22 protein-coding genes are annotated in these 16,448 nt (G+C 57.2%); 18 read left to right on the top strand and 4 right to left on the bottom strand.

The annotated features are described in order from the left end of the window. Positions 1–34 precede the first annotated feature (34 nt). The 4 genes from AC0QDI_RS17725 to AC0QDI_RS17710 are packed head-to-tail and all read left to right on the top strand — an operon-like array spanning position 35 to position 7,125. Positions 35–691 carry a hypothetical protein gene (locus AC0QDI_RS17725; protein ID WP_474670532.1) on the top strand — a complete coding sequence of 219 codons (657 nt, stop codon included), beginning with the start codon at positions 35–37 and terminating at the stop codon, positions 689–691. Positions 692–694: 3 nt separating this feature from the next. After that, the gene (locus AC0QDI_RS17720; RefSeq protein WP_474670530.1) at positions 695–1,858 is read left to right on the top strand and encodes a hypothetical protein; all 1,164 of its coding nucleotides are present in this window, start codon (positions 695–697) and stop codon (positions 1,856–1,858) included. Then, a complete protein-coding gene (locus tag AC0QDI_RS17715; protein WP_474670528.1) occupies positions 1,859–4,375 on the top strand; it encodes a fibronectin type III domain-containing protein in 2,517 nt (838 codons plus the stop codon). Further along, on the top strand, positions 4,375–7,125 hold the full coding sequence (locus AC0QDI_RS17710; protein WP_474670526.1) for a fibronectin type III domain-containing protein: 2,751 nt from the start codon (positions 4,375–4,377) through the stop codon (positions 7,123–7,125). The genes AC0QDI_RS17715 and AC0QDI_RS17710 overlap by 1 nt, the downstream gene beginning before the upstream one ends. 219 nt (positions 7,126–7,344) lie before the next feature. Here AC0QDI_RS17710 and AC0QDI_RS17705 read toward each other — a convergent pair whose 3' ends face one another. After that, positions 7,345–7,524 (bottom strand): hypothetical protein, encoded by a 180-nt coding sequence (locus AC0QDI_RS17705; protein WP_474670524.1) that lies wholly within the window; start codon positions 7,522–7,524, stop codon positions 7,345–7,347. A gap of 537 nt (positions 7,525–8,061) precedes the next feature. Beyond that, a complete protein-coding gene (locus tag AC0QDI_RS17700; protein WP_474670522.1) occupies positions 8,062–8,394 on the bottom strand; it encodes a DUF7344 domain-containing protein in 333 nt (110 codons plus the stop codon). A gap of 99 nt (positions 8,395–8,493) precedes the next feature. Here AC0QDI_RS17700 and AC0QDI_RS17695 point away from each other — a divergent pair, with 99 nt between their 5' ends. From AC0QDI_RS17695 to tcmP, 4 genes are all read left to right on the top strand, one after another. Next, entirely contained in the window at positions 8,494–8,781 is a 288-nt protein-coding gene (locus AC0QDI_RS17695) for a HalOD1 output domain-containing protein (RefSeq protein ID WP_474670520.1), read from the top strand. Positions 8,782–8,839: 58 nt separating this feature from the next. After that, the gene (locus AC0QDI_RS17690) at positions 8,840–9,202 is read left to right on the top strand and encodes a hypothetical protein (RefSeq protein WP_474670518.1); all 363 of its coding nucleotides are present in this window, start codon (positions 8,840–8,842) and stop codon (positions 9,200–9,202) included. A gap of 255 nt (positions 9,203–9,457) precedes the next feature. Then, positions 9,458–10,504 (top strand): SPL family radical SAM protein, encoded by a 1,047-nt coding sequence (locus AC0QDI_RS17685; protein WP_474670516.1) that lies wholly within the window; start codon positions 9,458–9,460, stop codon positions 10,502–10,504. Positions 10,505–10,568: 64 nt separating this feature from the next. Further along, complete coding sequence (gene tcmP, locus AC0QDI_RS17680; protein ID WP_474670514.1) at positions 10,569–11,456, top strand: three-Cys-motif partner protein TcmP; 888 nt, start codon at positions 10,569–10,571, stop codon at positions 11,454–11,456. Between the two features lie 119 nt (positions 11,457–11,575). On the opposite strand, the gene AC0QDI_RS17675 is transcribed toward tcmP, so the two are convergent. Further along, positions 11,576–11,842: a helix-turn-helix transcriptional regulator gene (locus AC0QDI_RS17675; RefSeq protein ID WP_474670512.1), complete on the bottom strand. Its 267-nt coding sequence runs from the start codon at positions 11,840–11,842 to the stop codon at positions 11,576–11,578. A 178-nt stretch (positions 11,843–12,020) separates the two neighbouring features. On the opposite strand from AC0QDI_RS17675, the gene AC0QDI_RS17670 reads away from it, so the two are divergent. The 10 genes from AC0QDI_RS17670 (at position 12,021) to AC0QDI_RS17625 (ending at position 15,678) form a co-directional block, all read left to right on the top strand. Then, positions 12,021–12,221, top strand: coding sequence for a hypothetical protein (locus AC0QDI_RS17670; RefSeq protein ID WP_474670510.1), 201 nt, complete (start codon positions 12,021–12,023; stop codon positions 12,219–12,221). Next, complete coding sequence (locus AC0QDI_RS17665) at positions 12,218–12,391, top strand: hypothetical protein (RefSeq protein WP_474670508.1); 174 nt, start codon at positions 12,218–12,220, stop codon at positions 12,389–12,391. The genes AC0QDI_RS17670 and AC0QDI_RS17665 overlap by 4 nt, the downstream gene beginning before the upstream one ends. Then, a complete protein-coding gene (locus AC0QDI_RS17660; protein WP_474670506.1) occupies positions 12,391–12,807 on the top strand; it encodes a hypothetical protein in 417 nt (138 codons plus the stop codon). The genes AC0QDI_RS17665 and AC0QDI_RS17660 overlap by 1 nt, the downstream gene beginning before the upstream one ends. Then, on the top strand, positions 12,807–13,139 hold the full coding sequence (locus AC0QDI_RS17655) for a hypothetical protein (protein WP_474670504.1): 333 nt from the start codon (positions 12,807–12,809) through the stop codon (positions 13,137–13,139). Before AC0QDI_RS17660 ends, AC0QDI_RS17655 begins: the two co-directional genes overlap by 1 nt. Continuing rightward, complete coding sequence (locus AC0QDI_RS17650; protein ID WP_474670502.1) at positions 13,136–13,375, top strand: hypothetical protein; 240 nt, start codon at positions 13,136–13,138, stop codon at positions 13,373–13,375. The genes AC0QDI_RS17655 and AC0QDI_RS17650 overlap by 4 nt, the downstream gene beginning before the upstream one ends. Continuing rightward, positions 13,376–13,573, top strand: coding sequence for a hypothetical protein (locus AC0QDI_RS17645; protein WP_474670500.1), 198 nt, complete (start codon positions 13,376–13,378; stop codon positions 13,571–13,573). Beyond that, positions 13,573–13,794 carry a hypothetical protein gene (locus AC0QDI_RS17640; RefSeq protein ID WP_474670498.1) on the top strand — a complete coding sequence of 74 codons (222 nt, stop codon included), beginning with the start codon at positions 13,573–13,575 and terminating at the stop codon, positions 13,792–13,794. The genes AC0QDI_RS17645 and AC0QDI_RS17640 overlap by 1 nt, the downstream gene beginning before the upstream one ends. Before the next feature lie 111 nt (positions 13,795–13,905). Further along, a complete protein-coding gene (locus AC0QDI_RS17635; protein WP_474670496.1) occupies positions 13,906–14,154 on the top strand; it encodes a hypothetical protein in 249 nt (82 codons plus the stop codon). A gap of 137 nt (positions 14,155–14,291) precedes the next feature. Beyond that, positions 14,292–15,314, top strand: coding sequence for a Cdc6/Cdc18 family protein (locus tag AC0QDI_RS17630; RefSeq protein WP_474670494.1), 1,023 nt, complete (start codon positions 14,292–14,294; stop codon positions 15,312–15,314). A 100-nt stretch (positions 15,315–15,414) separates the two neighbouring features. Continuing rightward, a complete protein-coding gene (locus AC0QDI_RS17625) occupies positions 15,415–15,678 on the top strand; it encodes a hypothetical protein (RefSeq protein WP_474670492.1) in 264 nt (87 codons plus the stop codon). 9 nt (positions 15,679–15,687) lie between these two features. Here the strand turns inward: AC0QDI_RS17625 and AC0QDI_RS17620 are convergent, their stop codons facing one another. Further along, a complete protein-coding gene (locus AC0QDI_RS17620) occupies positions 15,688–15,996 on the bottom strand; it encodes a PhiH1 repressor (protein ID WP_474670490.1) in 309 nt (102 codons plus the stop codon). Positions 15,997–16,448: the final 452 nt, after the last annotated feature.

Raw genomic sequence — 16,448 nt, 5'->3', positions numbered from 1 at the left:
CACCGCACGGTTAGAGCGGCACTTTTCGATAACAATGACACTGAGGAGCACAGCGTATCTCGAGATCGACATCAACGGTGGCGACACTACCGGCGTCTTCGAGCTCCGGGAGGACCTCTCTGATACCGGTGACGTGACAAAGAACTACCTTCTCAGCAACCGAGGACAGCAGTTCAGGGAAGCCTTCGACATCGGCACGGATCTGCTCCCAGACGACGTCGCTGATGCAGACCTCGAGAATCGCAAAGGGTACCACGTTGACGGAGGCTCCGGTCACTACCAGGAGACGCTCTCGTTTGCCGCCAGTCCGGGCGACGAATGGGGCGATGGGTCGACCAACGCCGACGATCCCGACGACGTTAACAAGACCGACGCAACTGGGTCGGAACCGATCGCGATGAAACAGGTATTCGAGTGGTTCGTCACCCAGAGCAAGAGCGACAGTTCCGGCGGCACCCGTCTCCACATCGGCGAGTGGACCGACGGGTCTTACTCGAGCGGCGCCGGCGCCTTCGGGCAGCCGATGCCCGTCGCGATCAACGAGAGCAGCATTACGCACGACCCGGACAATCCGAATGCGATCGAGGGCTCGGTCACGCTGACCTGGACGTCGCTCTTCCCCGATGTCGACCTGCAGGGCTCGATACAAGATGGCCTCAACGACATCGCCGACTTCATGCAGGACTTTTGACCGATGAAATACATCTATAACAGTCCGATCCCGGAGGCCGCACAGACCGACGAACGCGATCGCCTCGGCCAGCAACTCGCCGAAGCGGGCATCCTCCAGGAGGATGGCGCGGTCGTCGAGTCACTCTCCTCGCAGGCTGCCGACCTCACGCTCAGTGGACAGTACCGCTGGGGTGAGGAGATCTCGACGATGCTCGCCGACGAACTCGACGAACTGTCGGACTCGAGCCTCCCCACGCTTCCTCTGTATCGGCGCAGTGGAGTCTACTCGAACGCTGGCTACTACGAGATCGAAAGTGCGGACGTCGAGCCTTTGCACGCGAACGATCGGAGCGTCTGGGCGTACACGCTCTCACTGACGTTCGTCGGAAAGAAGGGGAGCTACTTCAGGGCGCTCGAGACGACACCTGGCCAGCTCGATCGCGACGCCTGGGGGAACGACCTTACGTCCTATGTCGGCGTCCCAGCGGCCGCCAACAAAGTCCAGTGGCTCAACGCTGCCGGAGACGGGACTCGAGTGCCGGCGTCGCCGATCGAGACGCGAACGACAGCTGCAGCCGACGTCGACGTCTACGATCTCACCGATGCCCCGTGGTACGATCCGCCGCCGTTCGACGAAGATCCACCGACGCTGATCTACACAGTCGGGTACGCAGACGAAGTCCCATGCGGGGTCCGTGCCTACGATACTCGCGGCTACGACGCGAAATTCACGACCGAGGGGATACGGCAGTGGCAGACCGTCCACTCGACAGAGCACGATATCGATAATCCAGTGGTTCTTTCGAACGCGCTCATCCGACTCCGTCTCGACGAGGCCACCGGCTCGATCGAGGCCGAGACCTGGGACTCGAGCACCGACTCCTGGACGACGGTCGGCCTCGAGGCAGATCAGCCGTCGACGGTCACGCTGTTCGATGTCGACCTCGAGACGGTCGCGATGGCTCGGGTTCGAGCCCAGCTGACCTTCGACATCTCTGGTGAGTTGTTCGCGCTGAACGCGATCGCCAATCGCGGCGCCGAGGACGTGCTGTTCGGGATCCCGGGGAACGAGTCGCCCCCGATCCCATCTGACTTGGAGTCCTGGCTTTCCCCGATCGCGAGCTCGAGTATTGTTGATCCACAAGCCGAGAAGACGCTGGTGGCTCGCAAGGAGGTGCGTAGATAAATGCCTTCGACTACGATTACGTTCAACACGGTCGGACAACACTCGTGGACAGCGCCGTCGGGTGCCTATAAAGCCGAAGTCGAAGCCGCCGGGGCTGGAGGTGCGGATGGGGTCGGAGATCACAACACGTCTCCCGGTGGTGATGGGGATGTCACGAAAGCGGAGTTACCAGTTACGAGCGGAGAACAATACGATGTATATGTCGGTGGTGCAGGTTCCACAGCGACCGGCGGATTCAATGGGGGCGGAGATTCGAGTACCAGTTCCACCTACAATGATTACGATATTCAACCCAGAGGTGGTGGCGGGGGTGGAGCATCTGATTTCCGTCCGGCTGGAGCAACGATCTCGAACGCTCTAATCGTTGGGCCGGGGGCTGGCGGTGGTGCTGGAGCATCGGCACAGAACGAAAGTTACGTCTATTCAGATACCAGTGCGGGAGGCGACGGAACGCAGGATTCGAATACAGCCAGTGCATCGGCAGGATCCGCAACCGCGACTGCATCGGGGGCATCCGCTGGTGTCAATTCGGACGGAGTCGGAGGGAACGGATCATGGATACGTTCAGCCGACTCATTCGGCGAAGGAATGGCATCTTCTGGTGGTGGCGGAGGTGGACATTACGGAGGAGGAGCAGGTAATCTCGATAGTGATTCTGATACCGTCAATGATAACGACGTAGTCGCCGGTAGTGGTGGCGCTGGGGGCTCTAAACACATCGACAGCAGCGGAACCGAACTCACCCCCAGTACAACGACAAACGCTGGAGATGGCTACATTGAGATCACTGTCTACACGCTCGAAGGCGTCACGAACGTCACTGCGACCTACGATGCCGACGATCAGATTACGGTCTCGTGGGACAAGGCCAATACGAACGACAGCCCCGACGATTACGAGATCCAGATCAACCGGGATGGGAACGGATGGGTATCGCCGTCTGGAGGTCCAGCGACCGTCGCCGAAGACGGCTCGAGCAGCTACTCCGCAACCTACGGCCCGCATAACTCCGGTGGGAGTGCGAAGGATTACAACGGGAGCGTCGGGGTGGACTCGTCGTTTCAATTCCGTGTTCGGATGGCAACGGACGGAGGGACGACGACTGACTGGGTCTCCAGTGGAACCGTCTACACGACTCCGATCCCGCCGAAAAACGTGAGCGTGAGTCGGCCAAATTCGACCACGGTTCGTATTCACGGAACAACTCGGTCTGACATAAGTTCCAAAGTGTTCATCGAATACCGGGAGGATACCGGAACAGGCTATCCTGCGTGGAACGGGTTGGACGCAGTGAACGACAGCAATCACCCGCACCTCATTAGCGGATCTGTACAGACCAAGGGGTCCGATTTCACAATCGAATACGAATCGGATGTGCTCAAAACCGGACAGGGGGAGTCGTTTACAACCGATTCGCGGGTCCAGTTCCGTCTGCAGACATGGCAGGGTGGTAGTGGGAACCGGAAATCCGAGTGGGTCTACACCGACTACGGCAATCAGAACAACGTCTACTTCGAGGACGACTTCTCGAGTGGCGATGCCTCGGCGTGGGACGCAACCAGCGGATCAGCCACCGTCTCAGATACGCTGCCTTCCGCTTTCTCGGCTGGCGATAACACTCGCTCACCGGAAGTAGGCGGGTACGCCGTCCATATGGGCGGCGCTGGCTACGTCGAAAAGAGCCTCGGTGATCTCTCGAGCGAGTCGGATGTCCATGTTCGAATGAGGGTTCAGGCGGCCAGCAACGACGCTGATGGCGAGCGCGGCGATCTCTGGTGGTACGACGGCTCGACGTGGCAGACCCTCCAGCAGTGGGGCTGGCAACACGACGGGCAGGGCTGGATGGAGTATCACGCCGCTGTTCCGGCGAGCTACCTCGCGATGGATAATCGCATCCGGGTTGGCCGTGACGAAGGCGGTGGGATCGACTACATCGCCTTCGACGAGGTCATCGTCAGCGACATCGTCCACGAGTACACCAAACCCGCTGCACCGTCGGGGCTCACTCTCGAGACCACTGCAGAAGGTGAACTCTCGTATTCGTTCACCGATAACATGGCGATTCAGGAGGCCAGTCGTCCATACGCGGATCTCAACCGCGACGGGACAGAGATCTCTAAAAGCGGCAGCACATCGGGGTTATTCGGCGGTCTCGTCGACGGAGAAGAATATCAGGTAGAGACACGAACTGCTCCCATCCAACCCCGACACGGGGAGGTGAGTCAATTCTGGAACTCCTATGGACCGTCGGCCACTGCTGTCACCGTCCTGCCAGCCCCGACTGCACTTTCCGTTAATGCGATCACCACGACCTCAGCCGACATCTCGTGGACCGATAACCACGACTACGGCGACACGCGGATCGAGTTCAAAGAGAGCGATGCGGCATCGTGGAACGTGTTCAGCACGCTCTCTCGGAACACCGAGGCGGAGACGATCACCAACCTACTCCACGGCGAGCAGTACGATACACGGGTCGTCGCACAGACTGAGCACACCGAGACGGTGGATCAATAATGCCAGCTACATTCACTACCGACCTCCCAGATGTCACGTCTCTCGCACTCGATGCGAGCAACGCGGAATCGTTGATCGCCAACTGGGATGCCAGCGTCAATAACGGTGAGTTCCGGATCGACCTCCGAGACGACGATCCCGATGGGAATCACCCCGACTATCAACTTGAGGCGACGATCCCGTGGGATGGGACGTACCAGTATACGATTGAGAACATCCTCGGAGGCGAGCAGTACTCAGTCCGGATTCGCACTCAGACCGAGCACGTCAACGGCGAGTGGATGGCCGCCGAAGAGTTAACGAAACTCCTTGCATCGAGCGACGTGACGTTCGCGAACGTCGCTGCGGCTTCGCTGGACGTTCAGTGGACGATCAATAACGACTTCCGTGGCTCTCATCAAGTCTACCGGCGCCGGAGTGACTACGAGTACGACGGTTCGGGGTGGGGCCTGGTTGGGAGTGCTGCTTCAGACGCAGCATCGTACTCTGATGGCGATGTCGCCCCTATTCGACCGTATGAATACTACGTGAGAACTCTCACACAGTGGCAGTACGCCGATAGCGCAGTCAGCAGTAGCGTCGAAACTCTGGACGCGGGACTCGTCCAGTCGCCAACAGGCTCGAGCGGCTGGCATGTCGAAATCGACCATCCGTCGGGACAGACGATCACGCCGCAGGTCCTCGATAACGCTCGCCTCGAGCCGCGGGTCAACGACCTGCCGCGGGCCCGCATCCCGATCCCGCGGGACGAGGCCTACACGCTCAAAGCCTACGAGAGCGCGTCGATGCGCGTTTGGAAGGACGGCGATCGTCAGCCGATTGGTGAGCTCGAAGACGTCGTTCTCGATCCGGGCCAGACGGAACTGGTCGGCATCGGTGGCACGCAACTCCAGCGGCGGGTGGATCGCGACGTTATCCAGGAGGAGGCGCACGTACTCGCGGACGGTCTCATCACGACCGAGACGGACTACACGACGGTTGTCGACGAGCCAGTGGTTGAGGAAGTGACCGATGCCCTCCTTCAGGCGGCGACGACAGGTGAGGAGTTCGTGGAGTACTTCGACACCGACGGGACGGATCCTATCGAACCACGCACCGATGCCCTCGAGCGAACGCAGACAAGCTATCTCTTCGACGCCGGCGAGGGTGGTTTTCCGGTGATCAACGGCGTCAATCAGGCGGGCAACGAGGAGTTCTCCGGCGGTGACGGCCTCGGCTTCGCGAACGCTGGCGAGTGGGCCGAGACCGATACCATCACTATCGAGCATACGATCCCCGAAAGCGAGGTCGGGACCGCGATCCGGGCGATGGATAACGGCCAGAACGAGGCCCAGCTCGAGATTCAACTCTACGACACGGGGACTAACGACCTCGTCGGAAGTGTGGCGGTCACCGCCACGTACGCCACCAGTGGCCCGCTCTGGCATGGTGGGGCGACGAACCGAAGCGACGATGTCGAGACCTGGACGAGCGGTGATCTCACCGCTGGGGAGTACTATCTTCGCGTCGAGTGCACCCAGTCGGGCGACGAGGTTGAGCTTGACGTCGCCTCGCTGCACGATATGCGCTACTACACCAGCGATAATTTCTCGAGCAACGTCCACGAGGCCAACGGATATCTCAACCAGCCGCATGACTACGAGACGGCGGCGGTCGAGTCGGTCGATGCCCAGACCGTCTACTCGGTCCACACGGGCTACCTCGATACGGTCTGGAACACCACGACCGGTGACCAGGCGATTGCGGTCTCGAACGACAGTGGCCGCACGTGGACCGAGGCGACGAACTCAAGTTCGATGTCCGCTGACTTCTCAAATTCCAGCGCCAACCTCCGAACGCGTCTGACTGCCGGCGGCTACTCGCCGAACGGTGCCCGCGCCCAGTCACCCCGCTACGGCTACGAACCCCAGCGGATCGAGAGTTACGAGACCAGCTTCGATGGGGACGACACGCCGCTGATCATCAACGACTCCCGAGATGCAAACATCAGGGATATCCTAACCAACTGGGCGGAGCGATCCGACTCGTTGTGGGAGGTCCGCCAGGACGGTGACCAGACGGTCATCCACTGGGCACAGGCCGGCCAGCGCTCGAGCACCCGCGATCTCTCACTGTCCTCCTACTCTGTGACCAAGCGTGGTGATCGGACGCTACGCTGTACGGTTAAGGGCGGTGCGCGGGCGGCTCGTGAGACTGTCGACGCTGTTCTCGATGACCCCCTCGATCTCGGGAACCAATATATTGTTCCAGGCAGTGAGGCAGTTCGAGACGCAGATACGGGCGAACGGTACGAGTATCTGAGAGACTACATCATCCAAAAGCCCACTGGCACTCTCGAAGTGCTCTCAAACGGAGGCATCGCCGATGGACAGACACTCGAGGTCGAGTACGACTACAAGGTTTCGGGCAGCTACGAGGCCGACGGGTACAACGGCGAGGCGCGTTACGATCGCGAAGAAACGATCAACTCGATCACCACCGAGCGCGGATGCGAGCTCGCCGCGAAGTTGATCGTCGATACGACGTCGACGCCGCGCTGGGAGGCCGACATCGAGATTCCAGCCGGTGATCGCGTTGCCGGGCTCCTCGAGGCGCTGGACATCGACGGGATTGCCAGCGAGGCGATGAGCGTCTACAGCCTCGATATCACATCGGAGCGGCTCTCGATGCGGCTGGGGTCGCGGTCGCGAGTTGAGGAGACGGTCCAGCAGATCCAGTCGACGGTCGACGCAGCCAGTGACCGGGTGTGATACGAAAGGCCGCGGGGACGGTTCCCACGGACTTGGAATCGGAGGCGTGTTGATAACCCTCGAGGCGAACATATCCACTGTCGCGTTCCCACGGCGCGACACGATCCAATCAGCACCCAACCCCACCGATCCAGTTCATGCCGCCCGGCGGCCATCCCCTGTGCCCATCCGGGCGGTCTTTTGAGGTCTTCTTCGAGGCGATCAGATGCTGAGCGATAGCTATCTAATCTCGAGCGCGTCGACGGCCTCGCGCGGTTCGACGTCGTGATTGACAAGCCGATCGGCGGCCAACTGCCACGCTCGTTCGGCGAGCTCGGGATCGGCTTGCTCGTAGTGGACGCTAAACTCAGTCAGTGCGACGGCGATCAGGAGATCCTCCTGTCGATCGGTGAGAGACATCGCCGGCGTTGGCCGCGGCTCCGTATATAAACTCTCTCCGCCAGTAGTAGTCCGTTGTTCGTCGGAAGGAAGTGGTATGGCGGCAAGGGCATCTGGGGGATGTCTCCCTGCCGCATATCTGTGTATTAGAGTTTGCTACTAAACAATAGTTCCAATCTTCTTTGGGATCGCGAGAAAACGCCAGCCAGAGGCCGACGTTGAGCCCCCATCCCCTGTAGGTGATCTGTCGCCAGGGGTGGGTCCGAGACCGAGTTTGACAATATGGCTATTGGCTTCACGTCGGAACGTGGTTCGATCTCGGAAGGCGAGGGACCGTATGTCCCGGGTCGGGCGGATCCTGTCTGGTGACGACTGAATCCTCTCCCCTCGCCATCCATACCTTGGAATTGGTAATGCATCAACTTATTGGCTAACTAACACCATACACAACCTCTAATACGCATATCCGTGCACAATAGTATGCTGGGTGAGGTACTATTGTTCGGCAGAGGCCACTCATGTTCCCTTTCCTGAAACCGAATTATGTTGCTGCTTGGATTACTCGCCATTCGGCTGTTCTAACACCTTTGCAACCGTGAGAAGCATATCGAATTTGGTTGGTTCATCGGTGAGCTGTATCGTCTGCTCGTCCTTGTTGTAGTAGATAAACTCGTGTGGCTGCGTTTTTGGGAGGTGGTTGTGGTACAGGGACAGTTTGATGTCTTTCAAATCACTAGCAGATTCCGTTTCCGCCGCATCTGCTTCCATCTCGGCTACCGCTTCCACTACATCGTCTATGGGAACCGCCCCGTCTTGCTCCTGAAGATGGTACAATGTGTACCGCCGCCGGTCATCATGCAACAAATCTAACACACTGTCTACAGAAACCATGTATGTGGAAAACGGACACAGATGTAAAACCATGATGGTCTCTGCGGGGATATCCCCATATGTTATTACCACTGGAAATTCAACTTTCGCCGTTTTTTAATGCATTCGCCTATAGGATCTGCTATGAGCGGGAATTCGATTGAGGAATCAGATATCTGTGCCTGTATTATTGATAGTATTGCACAAAAGGATGGTGCAGATCCTCTAGATCTTCCGCCGTTACACAATAGTATTGATACTGACGCCCTTAGTGATCTCTTCGCGACGACTACGGGTGGGACAGAGCGATCTGGCCGGATCGAATTCCGATATGCTGGGTATCAGGTCCGCGTCGAATTCGATGAGGAGCCAACGGTCACAGTGGAAGGGATTTCGACACCGAACTAACGGAAGAATCGGAATCGACCCGGATAGCGCTAAGGCGGTTCTCATCTCTTCTTTAGGCATGCACGACTACGCTCGGAAACAGCGGGTTCTGAGATACGAGCTCGTTCAGAGACTGCTGGAACTTCGCAGCGGCGACATCGAGTCGATGGTGCGGGCGCTCTGCAAACGAGATGGTGTCTTCTGGACCGTCGTCGCAATCCGCGATCGCGGACGTGAGGCAGTGATCTACGCCCGCCGATTCGACGGTCACGAGAACAGGCTTGGAGTCAACGACATCGATCGCGATGGGGAGTTACCGTTTCGGGAGCGGCTCTGGAAGGGGGACGAGGACCGACTCGAGGACTGGCTCGAGGAGCATCGTGATGAACTGGACTGGGTGCATCACGAATGGCGTAATCGTAGCGGGACTAAAAATTCATAGTCTACTGATCTGTGGGACGGATATTGTCCTGAACCTTCGACCAAAATACTGCCCTTCTCTCCTTTCGGTTCCATATTCGATAAACCACTACTGGCGTGAGTATCGGAAAATCGGAAATGGCCCAGATGGACTTATTGGGCCTCAGTCTCATAGATAATGATAATGGTGCAAAATTATCCACAAATCGAGCAGTCAGACAGTGAAGATTATGAGAAGGCCAGAGCGACTAAATCTACCCACACTAACAAAGCTGCCATGTCTACAGAGGAAAACCAAGTGACGACTGGGAAAGATCCCACGCAGGCGGTTTTGAGTGATTCTAGCCTAGATAAGAAATATCTCTGTGACTACGTAATTAATGTGGCAACTGGTTGCCGCCACGGATGTAAGTTCTGCTATGTCCCTAGTACGCCGGCTTTACGCACCCGACCTGAAATGTTGAAAGACAATGCTGACGTTGATAATGCGCAACGTGAGTGGGGTAAATACGTTCTATACCGAGATGACATCCCAGATCGTCTCGAAGGTATACTGAATCGAAAACAAAGATGGAAAGACACAAACCGAGGATGTGGTATAGTTGGAATCTCGTTTGCAACAGATTGCTATATGGATGGTCGGGCGGGAGAAATAACGCGTGATGCTGTCCGTATTCTGTCTAACAAGCAGAAATACACTCGTGTGCTGACACGGAACCCGATTTTAGCTTTACAAGATATTGATACTTTCACCGAAGCCGGTGATTTCGTTACTATTGGGTCCTCAATACCAGCGATGGATGCTTCAGAAGTTGGTTCTATTGAACCTCAAGCACCATCCCCACAGCACCGACTTCGCGGTCTTCAGGAATTTGCTGAAGCTGGCGTACAGACCTTTGTTAGCATGAGTCCCACGTATCCGACTCAATCTCGAAGTGATCTACGATCGCATCTTAAGCGGCTTGCTACGTGCGATCCAAATGTCATATTCCATGAACCAATTAATCCCCGTGGAGGGAATTTTGAAATGACTGTTGAAGCGGCACGTGATGCTGGTGAGACTGAATTGGCACGACAACTTGAGCAACTTCGAAATCGCGAGCAGTGGCTCTCCTATTCAATTGAACATTACAAGGCAGTTCAAGAGATTGGTGAAGAACTTGATCTTCCTATACACCTTTGGCCCGACCGTCAACACATCAAATATGCGGAATCTGATGTTGCTACTTGGCTTCAAGCGTGGAAAGATCGCCAATCTCCAGAAGAATTTGCTGGACGTAATTGTCCATCTGAGCCGATGCCAGAAATACCTTCGAGCCTCTAATCGGTAAAAGACTCCTCATCTGGTTCTGTAGCTGCAAGAACACTTATTGTGGATGAATTTGCATATGCTGTTATCAAAAATGACGGAACACTTCGATGGGGGAGACCTTAAGACAGCTGCAAAACTCGTGATATTTGAGGAATACCTTGATGCATATACAACAATCCTAGACAAACATTGGAAACAAGAGAAATGGTATGTGGATACCCATTCTGGAACTGGCCGAACGGTAATTGATGAGAGTGGGGTTACAATCGATGGGTCGGCATTGATTACACTTGAGGAATATCAGGATTCATTCGACCGGTTTTATTTCTACGAACTTGATAGAGACCATTTCCATAAGCTCCACGAGACTATCACTGAACGGTTTGGCTATGAGTTTGATATTAGCCCTGTTCAGACAGATAATGAGAATTTCCTTGTTGCCCGATCTCATGAACCGTATATTCGAATTATGCAAATGGATTCAAACCGTGGTGTAAGTTTCCTTGCAAACGAATCTAATGGGAATCATCATTGGTTCACATTTGTTGACCCAAAAGGATTGACTGCGAAGCGAGATACGCTTGATACACTTATTCAACGATCAAAAATGGACATTTTGGTTAATTATCAGACAACGGGCGTGCTCAGGAGCGCTGCAGAGGGTGCGGAACACGCGCATGGAGCTGTAGAACGGACAATGGGTGACGACGACTGGCCGAATGCAGGGGACTCAGATGAGTATGTCGAACTCTACAAAGAAAAGCTCGAAGAAAACGACATTATTGCACCAGTGAAGACGAAAAAGCTTGTATCACCACACGATGCCCGATGTCGATTTGACTTGGTGTTCGCATCTGCTAACTCAACTGGACGCTCAATTATGGAGGATATCATGGAACAAGATACGTTATGGGAAAAAGCGAACAGCAGAATTGGCCAATCAGGGCTAGGAGACTTCTGGTAGTTGAAAGAAGAAAAATGTACTCAGCATTCCGTGTTCGCTCACAATCAGCGGGATCCACTCGCTTGAACTTAGTCGACTAGTCGATGGCTCGCTCGTCGGTGGACTGGGCGCTGCTCATCCTACTTCACCTCACGTGGGTCTTCGGCGAATTTAAACTCTCGAGTTGGTTCGTGGATTAGTTCAACGAAGCCTGCGGCCTCGAGCACTTCGAGCCGATTGTAGACACTGTTTCTCGAGAAGTCGGTCTCATCGACGAGACGACCTTTCGTTGCGATCCCCCACGGCTCGTTTCCACCGCGCCCCTCTTTCAGTACGTCGAGAATGGCACGGTCCGTCCGTGTCAGGTCATCCGCATCCATGTCTTGAGGAGACTGTGCAGTCGCCATGTGCATAAGTACCAGTTGTGCGCACTAAGCCCTTATGGTGTGGATGGGTGTAGTGACTGTGCATTATGCACAACCTTTATGACACTGGTGAATAGAGTAGTAACTGTGACGCAGGGTGGCCGGGAAAACCGATCTCGGCCGGGTGTTACAGCACCCGACCTGTGTCCATGGAAGGACAATGAGTATTCAAACGCGAACCCACGAAACGGTTTCGGACGAACCGACCGACGACCACACCTCCATCGATCTGAACGAGATCGTCGCTCAGACGGTCCCAATCGGTGACGAGTTCCCGGACTTCGAAGAGTTCAACGCCGTCTGCAAGGCCACGACGGACACGCTCGAGCGTGTGATCGACGTGGAGGTCGATCGCGCATGACGATCATCACTGCGAGCGACGTCGCCGGCGACCGCGACTCGACGCGTGACGATCAGCACCAGGCCGAGGCCCTCGAGAGTGAGCGGGCCAAGGCGACGGTCACCCCCAGGCCACCGATCCGGACCGATGGCGGCGACGGTGGCGACGGCGACGAGGAGGTGAGCGAGTGATGCAGGCTCGGAAGCGACTCAACGAACTCGCCCACAAGCGTGCGAACGCGTTCGATACGACGATCTGCCACAACAACGTCTACGAGGCAGTCCAGGGTCACCATGATCACGGGGTCGACCTCGAGCGGTACGTCTCGGTCGCGGAGGACGTCTATGATCTCTCGGCTGATGAGGATCTCGAGGACCGCCGACTGGATATCTTCGGCTCTGCGGAGGAGATCAACGACCACATCGACGACGTCGTCGACGAGGCCATCGCCGCCGCACTCGCAGATCTGCTCGAGGCCGTCGACGACTGGGATGACGCCTGGAGCGGCGACGAGATCGCCGACGCGAAGGCGGAGGCTCGAGACTGGCTGCAGGGACATCGCGAAGCCGCGAAGCGCGCCGGCGTCTGGGACGAGGTGAGCAACTGATGGCGGCCGCAGAGTCCCTCCAGGCCGACGTCGACGGCCTCGACCGCCGGGCGCTAACCCAGTACTTGACCGTCCTCGAAGACCAGGGCCGTGTTCGTGACTGCCCAGGCCAGTATCTCGTCGTCTCCGAGTCCGGGAGCGAGTATCTTGTCGACGCGCGACTGGAGGCATGCGAGTGTCCCGACCATGAGTTCCGCGATCGCGAGTGCAAGCACATCAAGCGCGTTGCATACGCGACGGGGGAGCGCCCCGTTCCGTCGATCGTCGACCGAGACGATGTCGCCGGCGAGCTCGGAGAGCACGTTTCCGGTGAACCACGGTGGTCGCGATGAGCGTTCAGACTGCCGACCTCGAGGGCGCTGCGGAGGCCGTCCCGTCGCACCCGACTGTCTACGACGTCCGACTCGTTGATCGTCGCGATTTCGACGGTCGGCGCGTCCTCGAACTCGTGTTGCTCCCAGACGTCGACCGGATCCCACCAGGCGTCCTGCAGACCCTCGTTGAACACGACTGCGGTATCGGACCGACGCAAGAGCAGGGCGATTTCCTTATCGCGGAGGTGCGGTAGATGTCGCTCGTTCGCGGCGCCGTCGCGGCGATTATCGAGTGGCTCCCACTCGTGCGCCTCGCTGACGTCACCGGCGACGGTGACCTCGAGGTCGTCGTTGGACCGAAGCCCAGCAGCAAGATCGCGACGGTCCTCCGTCACGCTGGCGATCGCTCGATTCAGATCGGCCGCCTCGTGATCACACTGGGGGCAGAGTGATGGGACAGCATGCGCTGGATCCCGACACGGAGTTCCAGGTCGTCCGCAGCGAGACCCCGGTCAACGTCGACGGCTTCAAGATCGGCGAGCCGACCGGCGAGATCGAGTGTTGTACCTGCGGGCGATCGGCGCTGAACATCGACGAGATCCCGCACCGCCAGGACTGCGATCAGCGCTGGGCCCGTACTGACTTCTGGCGTGAGCGGTTCCTAAGCGAATAGCTCCTTTTCTGATAGTCTGATTGGTTTTCTTCTCGTAACTTACTCTGTACAGGCGAACGATATACTGCATCCACCGACAGAGACAAAGGCCGGCGACCACGACCAGTACATATGGATGATTCTGACGATCTGCCGGGTTCTGACTCTGATATGGTCGTTGATCGTGGTGAAACGTACAACCACGCCGAACACGGCGAAGTTGAAGTTACAGGGATTTGGAAGGGTGTCGAGCAAGTTGATAAAGCTCGCCATACCGATGAGAAGGATGTGTTCATCGTCCGGTATTCGGCTGAAATCAACGGAGAGGAGGTTGACGAACTCACAGATACATTGGACGAATTTCTCCAGTCGGTTCAATAGTTAAGATACATTTCCCAACTGTTCTTCTCCTCAGAATGTCCCCGTTCAGCTCGCATATATACCTAACACCTGCCGATAACGGAATTCCGGAAACGGGGCCGTCGTCTTTATCTTTTGACCGGTCACATTCGGTGAATATGATACTGAATGGCCGGGTACTCGATGACGAGGAAGTCCCTGAGCGGGAACTCGTCGTCCACCGGCGCGACGAACTCGAGGAAGTCCTGGAAGAGTACCAGCTGTCTGCCGAGCAGAGCTCGGCGCGCAACTTGTTCATCACGGGGCCAACGGGAACAGGAAAGACGATGCTCGCCCGCCTCTCGCTTCGGCTTATCCAGGACCGGACGGGTGCACGGACCGGATACGTAGACTGCTGGCAGAACTACAAGCGTGCGGATATTCTCTATGCGATCGGCGACTCCTTGCTCGAGACGCCCGTCCACCCGGATACGACCTCCCTGGACACGGTGATTTCGAAGCTCCAGGAGCAGCCAGGTCAGTACCGCCATCTCGTCCTTGACGAGGCCGACCAGATCGATGATCCCGATCTTCTCCGCGACCTCCATAGTTGCCCCGACCTCCAGCTCATACTGATCGCGCACACCGAAGAGGACATGTGGGCAACCGTTCCAGGGCACATCCAAAGCCGTGTCAGTGCCGGTCCGCTGCTCACCCAGGACAGCTACGATGCGTCACAACTCGCGGACGTCCTCGAGCAACGCGCCGATCACGGACTCCACCCGTCGACAATCACTCGGAAACAACTCGAGCGGATCGCCGCTGCTGCAGACGGGGATGCGCGCATCGCGATCACCACGCTTCGGGTCGCCGTCCAGAGTGCCAATCGCGATGAGAACGCGAGGTCCGTCCAGAACGAGCACATCGAAGCGGCGATCCCCCAGGCCAACGAGGTGATCCATAACCGCAGCCTCGACCGTCTAAACGACGACCAGCAGGCCCTCTATGAGATTATCTGTGACCAGGCCCCCATCGCTCCGGGAGAGCTGTACGATGCGTACCGAGATCGCGTCGACGATGCGCGTGTTGAGCGTACCCTCCGAGGGTACATGACCAAGCTCGAACACTACCGCGTCGTCACCAGCATCGGGAGTGGAAAGGCAAAACGGTTCCATCCCGGAAACGCAGATATCGTAGATTAAGATCCTGAATCGGCTGCATTGGCCATATCAGCGTACAACGCGGAAACCCGGAACAACGGTGGATTCCCTTTTGGTATCTCTGTGTGACTGTCCAGATACAATGGCAGCGACAACTGATACCCGAACGATCGTCGTCGATCTCCGAACCGATATCGGGGCCGACCTCCCTGGAGACGTCCCTCGAGAGGCCACGATCGAGATCGGCTACGGGTCACGTGGGAAAACGGTGACCATCGATCACGGCCAGGAAGAGTGGATATTCGAGTTCGAAGACGGCCAGTGTGTGGATCGCGACCCGGCGACGCGTCCGATTCCGCCATGGGTCAGCGGGGCCATGGAACTGGTCAAAAGCGAGATACGGTGAGACTATATGTCACTCTTCCACTGGTTCGAGGGTACTGGCGTCGAGTTTCTCGTCAAGGTAGGCCTCGCCTTCCTCAGCCAACCTAAACAGGCCTTTATCCACCTTTTCAAGAAGCCCGTAAGAAACCAAGGTGCGGCAACGCTGTCCAGCCCACTTCCGGCCGATATCGATCCGAGGGATTTCACCTTCACGGGACAGCGCGAGTGGCGTCATGTTTCCCTCGTCGCGGATGACTTCGAGAATTCTGTCATCCGCCGGCTGGGACATCCATTCAGCGTCCTTTCGCATCTGCTTACCCGATGGGTGGCTTACACTCATATTAACACCGATGTACTGATAGAAACTACCCCAAGGGACTTATTACTAACCCGTTGGGTACCAACCGGTTACCCGCTGGGTAACTATTAAGGGTGTAGCGGATCATTAAGCAGTTGGAAGCCAGTCCTTTCCGGGCGCAAAAGGTGCCCACCGTGTTGTCGCACGGCGGACGTGGCTTCCGAATCCCCTCCACGGGACTCCGAAAGCCATGAAGAACGAGAGCACCGGGGTAAATAGAGATTACCCCACTGAATGCGGAACAGCCGGCCGTCCCCACGGCCGAGATGACACTACGGACTCGAGCAGCTCGCCGAAAACGCCGCCGCGCAGTAACGCGGCAGCACGGACGGAAGGTTATTCAGGGGCCAGCCCCCGTCCAGTTGAACCGTCCGCGCGCGACGCTGATAACACCAGCGACCCCAATTCGGACTACCTCGAGGCCGTCCTCGAGC

It is taken from the genome of Natrinema sp. LJW11 (assembly GCF_056135975.1).
The sequence above is the reverse complement of the archived record's forward strand: the minus strand, read 5'-3'. Positions and strand labels throughout refer to the sequence as shown.

Coding starts and splice junctions, on each gene's coding strand:
- AC0QDI_RS17725 (WP_474670532.1), top strand. CDS start 35: ATGACACTGAGGAGCACAGCGTATCTCGAGATCGACATCAACGGTGGC.
- AC0QDI_RS17720 (WP_474670530.1), top strand. CDS start 695: ATGAAATACATCTATAACAGTCCGATCCCGGAGGCCGCACAGACCGAC.
- AC0QDI_RS17715 (WP_474670528.1), top strand. CDS start 1,859: ATGCCTTCGACTACGATTACGTTCAACACGGTCGGACAACACTCGTGG.
- AC0QDI_RS17710 (WP_474670526.1), top strand. CDS start 4,375: ATGCCAGCTACATTCACTACCGACCTCCCAGATGTCACGTCTCTCGCA.
- AC0QDI_RS17705 (WP_474670524.1), bottom strand. CDS start 7,524: ATGTCTCTCACCGATCGACAGGAGGATCTCCTGATCGCCGTCGCACTG.
- AC0QDI_RS17700 (WP_474670522.1), bottom strand. CDS start 8,394: ATGGTTTCTGTAGACAGTGTGTTAGATTTGTTGCATGATGACCGGCGG.
- AC0QDI_RS17695 (WP_474670520.1), top strand. CDS start 8,494: ATGCATTCGCCTATAGGATCTGCTATGAGCGGGAATTCGATTGAGGAA.
- AC0QDI_RS17690 (WP_474670518.1), top strand. CDS start 8,840: ATGCACGACTACGCTCGGAAACAGCGGGTTCTGAGATACGAGCTCGTT.
- AC0QDI_RS17685 (WP_474670516.1), top strand. CDS start 9,458: ATGTCTACAGAGGAAAACCAAGTGACGACTGGGAAAGATCCCACGCAG.
- tcmP (WP_474670514.1), top strand. CDS start 10,569: ATGCTGTTATCAAAAATGACGGAACACTTCGATGGGGGAGACCTTAAG.
- AC0QDI_RS17675 (WP_474670512.1), bottom strand. CDS start 11,842: ATGGCGACTGCACAGTCTCCTCAAGACATGGATGCGGATGACCTGACA.
- AC0QDI_RS17670 (WP_474670510.1), top strand. CDS start 12,021: ATGAGTATTCAAACGCGAACCCACGAAACGGTTTCGGACGAACCGACC.
- AC0QDI_RS17665 (WP_474670508.1), top strand. CDS start 12,218: ATGACGATCATCACTGCGAGCGACGTCGCCGGCGACCGCGACTCGACG.
- AC0QDI_RS17660 (WP_474670506.1), top strand. CDS start 12,391: ATGCAGGCTCGGAAGCGACTCAACGAACTCGCCCACAAGCGTGCGAAC.
- AC0QDI_RS17655 (WP_474670504.1), top strand. CDS start 12,807: ATGGCGGCCGCAGAGTCCCTCCAGGCCGACGTCGACGGCCTCGACCGC.
- AC0QDI_RS17650 (WP_474670502.1), top strand. CDS start 13,136: ATGAGCGTTCAGACTGCCGACCTCGAGGGCGCTGCGGAGGCCGTCCCG.
- AC0QDI_RS17645 (WP_474670500.1), top strand. CDS start 13,376: ATGTCGCTCGTTCGCGGCGCCGTCGCGGCGATTATCGAGTGGCTCCCA.
- AC0QDI_RS17640 (WP_474670498.1), top strand. CDS start 13,573: ATGGGACAGCATGCGCTGGATCCCGACACGGAGTTCCAGGTCGTCCGC.
- AC0QDI_RS17635 (WP_474670496.1), top strand. CDS start 13,906: ATGGATGATTCTGACGATCTGCCGGGTTCTGACTCTGATATGGTCGTT.
- AC0QDI_RS17630 (WP_474670494.1), top strand. CDS start 14,292: ATGATACTGAATGGCCGGGTACTCGATGACGAGGAAGTCCCTGAGCGG.
- AC0QDI_RS17625 (WP_474670492.1), top strand. CDS start 15,415: ATGGCAGCGACAACTGATACCCGAACGATCGTCGTCGATCTCCGAACC.
- AC0QDI_RS17620 (WP_474670490.1), bottom strand. CDS start 15,996: ATGAGTGTAAGCCACCCATCGGGTAAGCAGATGCGAAAGGACGCTGAA.